The organism is Synechocystis sp. LEGE 06083 (genome assembly GCF_015207725.1).
Taxonomy (GTDB): domain Bacteria; phylum Cyanobacteriota; class Cyanobacteriia; order Cyanobacteriales; family Microcystaceae; genus Synechocystis; species Synechocystis salina.
In genome coordinates, this window is the sequence record NZ_JADEWJ010000205.1 from 1 (window position 1) to 7121 (window position 7121).

The window sequence follows — 7121 nt, forward strand, 5'->3', positions numbered from 1 at the left end:
TTTTCTAATCCTAATGATGATGCTATCGCTGGCAAGCTTTTTCTTTTTATATCACTTAATATTCCCACCATCAGGTATTTAAAAGCTTCATAAGCTCTCACATCTGGAAATATATCTTTATACAGTTTACTATACGTGTCTACACATTGTACTGTCTTTTTCGCTTCTCTTACCTTCGTCATACTCCCTCCAAGCTTTCCAGCCTTTTATCTCCATTCTAATTCACCCATTTTGATGAAAGAGGGATACGGCAAATTCCGAATCAACTTGATACACACACAACAGTCGTTAAGATTATTATGTAAGAACTTTACTGTGCCAACCAGAAACGTAACCTCTGTAACAAAGACGTTAGATTTTGACATAACCAATTTTTTAAATAGATCTAAGGCTTGTCGGACAAGGGATTGAGAGATTTTAAGTTTTCTTTAGAAATCAGTTCTTAAATGCGTGGATTGAGTATGTAAAATTTATTGCTCTGAACTTTGAAAATGCACCCTTAGATTTATTAGAATTACTTTATAAAACTTTACTGAATTATAATTTATTTCCTGAAAAAAAGAGTTATTACTTAGGTAGATGGGGCAATGACAAAGGTTAATTGGTAGTGGTTAATACTTAATTGCAGGTCAAGATCTCCTGGAAAAAAGTTTTAGTTGATTTTCCCAAACAAAACCATTGCTAGCTATGTTGAGGCTATTTAAATTATGACTAGTTCCCTTTATTTGAGCACCACCGAAGCCCGCAGTGGTAAATCCCTAGTGGTATTGGGTATTTTAGACTTAATTCTCAAAAAAACTACCCGTATTGCCTATTTTCGTCCCATTATTCAAGACCCAATTAATGGCAAACATGATAACAATATTATTCTGGTGCTGGAAAATTTTCGTCTTCAACAAACCTATACTGATTCCTTTGGTTTGTATTTCCACGAAGCGGTGAGTTTGGCTTCAGATGGAGCCATTGATCAGGTATTAGACCGAATTTTGGCTAAATATCGTCATTTGGCAGATCAGGTGGATTTTATCCTCTGTGAAGGCTCGGATTATTTGGGGGAGGAGTCGGCCTTTGAGTTTGATCTCAACACCACGATCGCCAAGATGTTGAACTGTCCCATTTTGCTATTGGGTAATGCCATGGGTAACACCATTGCAGATAGTTTGCAGCCCATTGATATGGCCCTGAATTCCTATGAAGAGGAGTCTTGTCAGGTAGTGGGAGTAATTATTAACCGAGTCCAGCCGGAATTAGCTACAGAAATTCAAGCCCAACTGGAACAGCATTATGGAGATCTTCCGATGGTATTGGGCACTATTCCCCAGGACAGCATGCTGAAAAGCCTACGTCTGAGGGAAATTGTCACCGGTTTAAATGCTCAAGTGCTGAGCGGTGCGGATTTGCTCGACAATTTGGTTTATCAGCATTTGGTGGTAGCTATGCACATTTCCCATGCCCTCCATTGGTTGCACGAAAAAAATACTTTAATTATCACCCCTGGCGATCGGGGTGACATTATTCTGGGGGTGATGCAGGCCCATCGCTCCCTCAACTATCCCAGCATTGCCGGTATTTTGCTCACTGCGGACTACCATCCCGAACCGGCCATTATGAAACTAATTGAGGGATTACCCGATGCCCCTCCCCTATTGCTAACCAGTACCCACACCCACGAAACCTCTGCCCGTTTAGAAGCTCTCCACCCAGCCCTAAGCCCCACGGATAACCATAAAATTCGCCACAGCATCGCCCTATTTCAACGGCAAATTGATGGAGAAAAATTACTCAATTACCTCAAAACGATCCGCAGCAAGGGCATTACTCCCAAACTATTTCTCTACAATCTAGTTCAAGCTGCCACCGCCACCCAACGGCACATTGTCCTACCGGAAGGGGAAGAAATTCGTATTCTCAAAGCCGCCGCTAGTTTAATTAACCATGGCATTGTCCGTTTGACCTTACTCGGAAACATTGAGGCGATCGAGCAGACAGTAAAAATTAATCACATTGACCTGGATTTGAGTAAAGTTCGCCTCATTGACCCCAAAACTAGCCCTGATCGGGAACGTTACGCCGAAACCTATTATCAGCTACGTAAACATAAGGGCGTAACCCTTGCCATGGCCCGGGACACCCTCACCGATATTTCCTATTTCGGCACCATGATGGTGCATTTGGGAGAAGCAGATGGCATGGTTTCTGGCTCCGTCAATACCACCCAACATACGGTGCGCCCTGCTTTGCAAATTATTAAAACCCAGCCAGGTTTTTCTCTGGTTTCTTCAGTCTTTTTTATGTGTTTGGAAGATCGAGTTTTAGTTTATGGAGATTGTGCCGTTAACCCCGACCCCAATGCGGCACAGTTAGCAGAAATTGCCCTTACTTCTGCCGCCACGGCCAAGAATTTTGGCATTGACCCCAGGGTAGCCCTATTGTCCTATTCTTCTGGTTCTTCTGGACAGGGAGCCGATGTGGAAAAAGTCCGTCAAGCCACGGCGATCGCCAAAGAAAGGGAGCCAGATTTAGCCTTGGAAGGGCCAATTCAGTATGATGCAGCGGTGGATGCCACGGTGGCGGCTCAGAAAATGCCGGGGTCGGCAGTGGCGGGTAAAGCAACGGTGTTTATTTTTCCCGATTTAAATACCGGCAATAATACTTACAAAGCAGTACAAAGGGAAACAAAGGCGATCGCCATTGGCCCCATTTTGCAGGGATTAAATAAACCAGTTAATGATCTAAGTCGGGGGTGTTTGGTAGAAGATATTATTAATACGGTGGTAATTACGGCTCTGCAAGTCAAATAATTTTACTTGTGACTAGTTAAAATATCCCCTTAAAGCGTATTAAAAACTAATAATCATATAGCTAACTCAACTAAGAATAGGGCAATATAAACAACTAAGGTACTTCTAACACAAGCCTGGGAAAAATTCCTACTGTCTTAATTTTATTTCAAGTAGCTATACTCTTAATTTTTTTCACTAAAGCTCTGTCAATGCCAAGTTTTTTCCCTTGTTTATCACCAAACTTAAGGAAACGGGAGGAGAATTTTAAAATTAATATTGCTCCCCAAATCACCAATAATTGGGCTGAAAATTAGCATCATTTAAAATCACCAATGTCTCCCCCGACGGAGCTAGCACAAACAGGCCCTTGCCATAGGCATAGTTAACCACCTGTTGGCTTAACACCATGGCGGCCACTGCGCCCAAAGCTTTGACATCACGGTAGCGGGGCATAAACTGTTTGAATTTACCCAACAGTTCTATGTGTCGTCCAGATCTTTTTCCGTTAAATTACTCTTTACTTCAATTAAAATGGCTTGGGTTTCATTGACTACTAACAGTTCAATTTCCAATTCCCCATCTTCCCGTTGCACTGATACGCCGGGATGAGACTCATGGACATCAATGCCTCGGTCTTGAAACAGACGCACCAAAGCGAGTCTAACTTGCCATTCCACAAATTCCCCCAACCGGTCACTGAGTTTACCAACATCCTTGCTAATTCGTTTGATGTAACGCTCTGTTTCTTGGAAGCGGCAATCAGTTTCTTGAAAACAGCGGCAAGCTCAGCTAATATTTGCCAAACATTATCCGCGGTGGTGGCCATGGTAGTGGGAGGGACTAAAGCTAGGAATATAGTCTATTTTAACTCTCTGAACAAATTGTCAAACTATCAACTCTGCCATCCCAAGGAACTTAACTCCTTCTGGACTAACCATAAATCGACAGGGCATCACCTCCACCCCAGCGGCGATCGCCTGACGAAATAGTTCTCCATAACGGCGATCGTAGGCATCCCCAGGGGAGAAATGAGTACAATCACCCCGATTGATGAAGTAAAGCATCACCGCCCGGGACGTGGGGAGAATATCTATCAACTCCTGGAGATGTTTTTGACCCCTGGTGGTTTCCGTATCAGGAAATAAAGCCAATTTTCCCTGGGCCAAGGTGGTATTTTTTACTTCTACATAAATAGATTTTTGTTCTGGCTTAGTAAGCAAAAAGTCAATGCGACTTTTTTTATCTTTACCATAGGGAACTTCGGGCTTAAACGCATCGTAGCTACTCGTTAAATTAGGAAAAATTTTCTCAGCTAAAGCCTGCTTGATTACCCGATTAGGCAAGCTAGTATTTACCCCGACCCAGGTACCATCAATCTCAATCATTTCCCAGGTATAGGCTAATTTACGCTGGGGATTATCACTTTTAGAGAGATAAACTTGCGCTCCAATTTGGCACACCCCTGTCATAGGGCCAGTGTTAGGGCAATGGGCTGTAACTATCTCACCATTATCTAACTGCACATCGGCTAAAAAACGCTTGTAACGTTTTACCAAAATGCCAGGAATTAGGGGCGGATAGGAATAAAAAAAGTCCATTAATTTTGTTTCACTAGGCCCAGCTAGGGGGTCGTCTTTAAATGGTTTGCCAATTAAATTGGTTCCAAAGCTTCGGTGGCAGAAGAAGCCGGGGTTACTAGGTGATCATTTTGCTGTGCCAACCACTGTTGATAGTCTGCCAACAGTTGGCCTTGGAGTCGTTGCTTGATGCGAGCCAAAACTCCCCGCAACAGACCATTGGCGGCCATTTCTAGCAAAGGTTTTGGGGTCAACCAAAGAGCCTGGGGTAAATCTACCCCCACCTGTAAATCCGCTTTGCCCTGGAGCAGAGTATGGCCATCCTGGCAATAGGGAGCTAAACGACCCTTTAATTGCAAACTAAAGCGATGGTTGATGTAGTCAATGCCCCGGATTTCACAGCTTTCCGATTCTAAAAATACAGTGCCGGTGGCGTTGGCCCAGACTTTCAGTACCACCGTGGGCTGAAAGTGATAAATGTCTAAAAAGTTGAGCGGTCGCATTTTCAATCTAAACCGATCGCCTGGTAGCACTTCCATCAATTTCGGGTCGGCGATCGCCTGGACCAAGCGTTGGGGTTGGCGCAGATAGTGTTGCAAACTGGGCAAAGGGTCAGATTGCCGAAGCTGCAACTGCTCAGTGGCGGAAAAGGTGACTCGCATAGTTTATTGTTATTACTTTTATTCCAAGGGTGAGGTTTGGTGGCAAGGATAATTGTTAAAATTCTTTACATTTCTTAAAACGCTGGTAGGGATTATAAGGTTTTTAGGGCATCAACCTCAGCGAAAACAGAGTTAATGTAATGAAAGTTAGCTTTTCTTTAGCTAGCTAAATATTCTTGGATCATGGACTTGCGTTTGCGCAATTTATTCAAGGCTTCTCGTTCAATCTGCCGCACCCGTTCCCGACTAATGCTCAGCATGGAGCCAATGCTTGCTAGGGTGAGGGGCTGGCCATCGTTGAGACCAAAGCGGAGGATTAAAACTTCCCGTTGTTGGGGCGTTAATTCCGCCATCAGACTATCAAGATCTAACTGCAGGGAGGCATAGGTGGCAAAATCCTCCGGTAAAGGACCGTCATCCTCCAACAGATCCCCCAACTCCGTATCCTGGTTGTCCCCCACCCGTAGATCCAAGGAGAGGGGATGGCGGGAGCGCTCCAAATATTCCCGCACTTGCTTGGGAGTTAATTCCAAATGTTCTGCTAATTCAGCAATGGAAGCGGCTCGGCCTTTTTCCTGGGAAAGTTGCCGTTGGGCTTTTTTAATTTTGTTTAACTTTTCCGTAATGTGGATCGGTAAACGGATAGTGCGGCTCTTTTCGGCGATCGCCCTGGTGATGGCCTGGCGGATCCACCAATAGGCATAGGTGGAAAATCGGTAGCCCTTGGTGGGGTCAAACTTCTCTACCCCCCGTTGCATACCAATGGTGCCCTCTTGGATGAGGTCGAGCAAATCTAGATTGCGCTTGAGGTATTTTTTGGCGACGGACACCACCAGTCGGAGATTGGCTTCCACCATTTTGCGCTTGGCCCGTTCCCCTTCTTTGATCGTTTTCTCTAATTCTCGAATGGACAAATCGGCAGCCTTGGCCCACTCGCTGGGGGAAACGGGCTCGCCATCCTTGCCTTCGGCCAAAGACTTCTTGATTTCGTTGAGGCTAACAACCTGTTGAATTTGCTTAGCGTAAACAATCTCTTCTTCATGGGTGAGCAGGGGCACACGACCAATTTCTCTGAGATAGGCACGGACGGAATCGGGGCTGGTTCTGGCAGTCATCTTGGATTAAGGATTTCAGTGGGAGAATCGCAGTGGTAGACCAATAAACCCAGGGAACGCCACGTTAGTAATATTCGAGACGGACTGGGCGAGGTAAATGACGGATAATGCCTGTCCGATGGGGGCGTTTGGGCCAACTGGAAACTGAAGATTTATGGGGGAATGACTGGGATCAATCCACTAATAATATTAAACAATTCTTTAAGTTTTGTAAAGTTTTTTGTGAAGCATCTACTCCTACAAAGGCGATCGCCAAGGTCTGGGAGGTAAGAAAAACAGGAAAATTTACCCCAGAAAGCTTGATTTATCTAGGGTTAGAATTTTTTAAGCTTAATTATGAGAAAACTTTACAATTCCTGAAAATAGCACCGCAAAACTGACCGCAGACTAGCGCACACCCAAATATTTATGGGTTTGGAGGCTCAAGCGCCATTGGGGGTGGGAGAGAATATAGGCAAAAATTCTTTCATTAGCCGCTTCAGTGCCCCATTCAGCCTGGAGATAGAGGGGAATATCTGCCTTGACCTTGGTTGCAGCCATTGCCGCCCAGCTAAAATCTTCTTCCTGGCTAATAATCACTTTTAATTCGTTGGCCAGGGAGTAAATTTCTGCTTGGGGCAGTTTATAGGGTTTGGGGGAAAGGGTAATCCAGTCAAATTGCCCCGTCAGTGGGTAAGCGCCAGAAGTTTCCAAGTGGAGACGTAAACCTTGGTTTTTCAGGGCTTGGCATAGGGGTTGGAGGTTGTGCATGAGAGGTTCTCCCCCCGTAATTACTACAAAGCTGGGTTTAGCTGTAACTGCTTCTTGCACCAGTTCTGTTACCGTTTGTCGGGGATGGTGTTGGCTAGGCCAAGTTTCCTTTTGATCACACCAGGGGCAATGAACATCACAACCCCCGAGGCGAATAAAGAAGGCATTGGCCCCAGCCCAAGCCCCCTCCCCCTGGAGGGAATGGAAAGTTTCCGCAATGGGATAGGTCACAGT

At 44.9% G+C, this 7121-nt stretch carries 8 protein-coding genes and 1 pseudogene; 2 read left to right on the plus strand and 7 right to left on the minus strand.

Annotated features, from left to right (window positions below; all coding sequences use genetic code 11):
* Window positions 1-182: pseudogene (locus IQ219_RS20160) on the minus strand (IS701 family transposase); the annotation flags it as partial.
* Between the two features lie 525 nt (window positions 183-707).
* Here IQ219_RS20160 and pta point away from each other — a divergent pair.
* Entirely contained in the window at window positions 708-2801 is a 2094-nt protein-coding gene (gene pta, locus IQ219_RS14400; RefSeq protein ID WP_194073067.1) for a phosphate acetyltransferase, read from the plus strand.
* Window positions 2802-3071: 270 nt separating this feature from the next.
* On the opposite strand, the gene IQ219_RS20165 is transcribed toward pta, so the two are convergent.
* The 5 genes from IQ219_RS20165 to IQ219_RS14420 form a co-directional block, all read right to left on the minus strand.
* Window positions 3072-3236, minus strand: coding sequence for a hypothetical protein (locus tag IQ219_RS20165; RefSeq protein WP_228017132.1), 165 nt, complete (start codon window positions 3234-3236; stop codon window positions 3072-3074).
* A 26-nt stretch (window positions 3237-3262) separates the two neighbouring features.
* Complete coding sequence (locus tag IQ219_RS20170; RefSeq protein ID WP_228017134.1) at window positions 3263-3460, minus strand: hypothetical protein; 198 nt, start codon at window positions 3458-3460, stop codon at window positions 3263-3265.
* Between the two features lie 207 nt (window positions 3461-3667).
* Entirely contained in the window at window positions 3668-4381 is a 714-nt protein-coding gene (sfsA, locus tag IQ219_RS14410; RefSeq protein WP_194018639.1) for a DNA/RNA nuclease SfsA, read from the minus strand.
* Window positions 4382-4434: 53 nt separating this feature from the next.
* The gene (locus IQ219_RS14415; protein WP_194018638.1) at window positions 4435-5022 is read right to left on the minus strand and encodes a DUF1997 domain-containing protein; all 588 of its coding nucleotides are present in this window, start codon (window positions 5020-5022) and stop codon (window positions 4435-4437) included.
* 158 nt (window positions 5023-5180) lie between these two features.
* A complete protein-coding gene (locus IQ219_RS14420; RefSeq protein WP_190599359.1) occupies window positions 5181-6137 on the minus strand; it encodes an RNA polymerase sigma factor, RpoD/SigA family in 957 nt (318 codons plus the stop codon).
* A gap of 128 nt (window positions 6138-6265) precedes the next feature.
* Between IQ219_RS14420 and IQ219_RS14425 the strand changes: the two genes are divergently transcribed.
* Window positions 6266-6517 carry a hypothetical protein gene (locus tag IQ219_RS14425; protein WP_194073068.1) on the plus strand — a complete coding sequence of 84 codons (252 nt, stop codon included), beginning with the start codon at window positions 6266-6268 and terminating at the stop codon, window positions 6515-6517.
* Between the two features lie 7 nt (window positions 6518-6524).
* On the opposite strand, the gene IQ219_RS14430 is transcribed toward IQ219_RS14425, so the two are convergent.
* The coding region (locus tag IQ219_RS14430) for a 7-carboxy-7-deazaguanine synthase QueE (RefSeq protein WP_228017136.1) at window positions 6525-7121 on the minus strand (597 nt) is incomplete at its 5' end.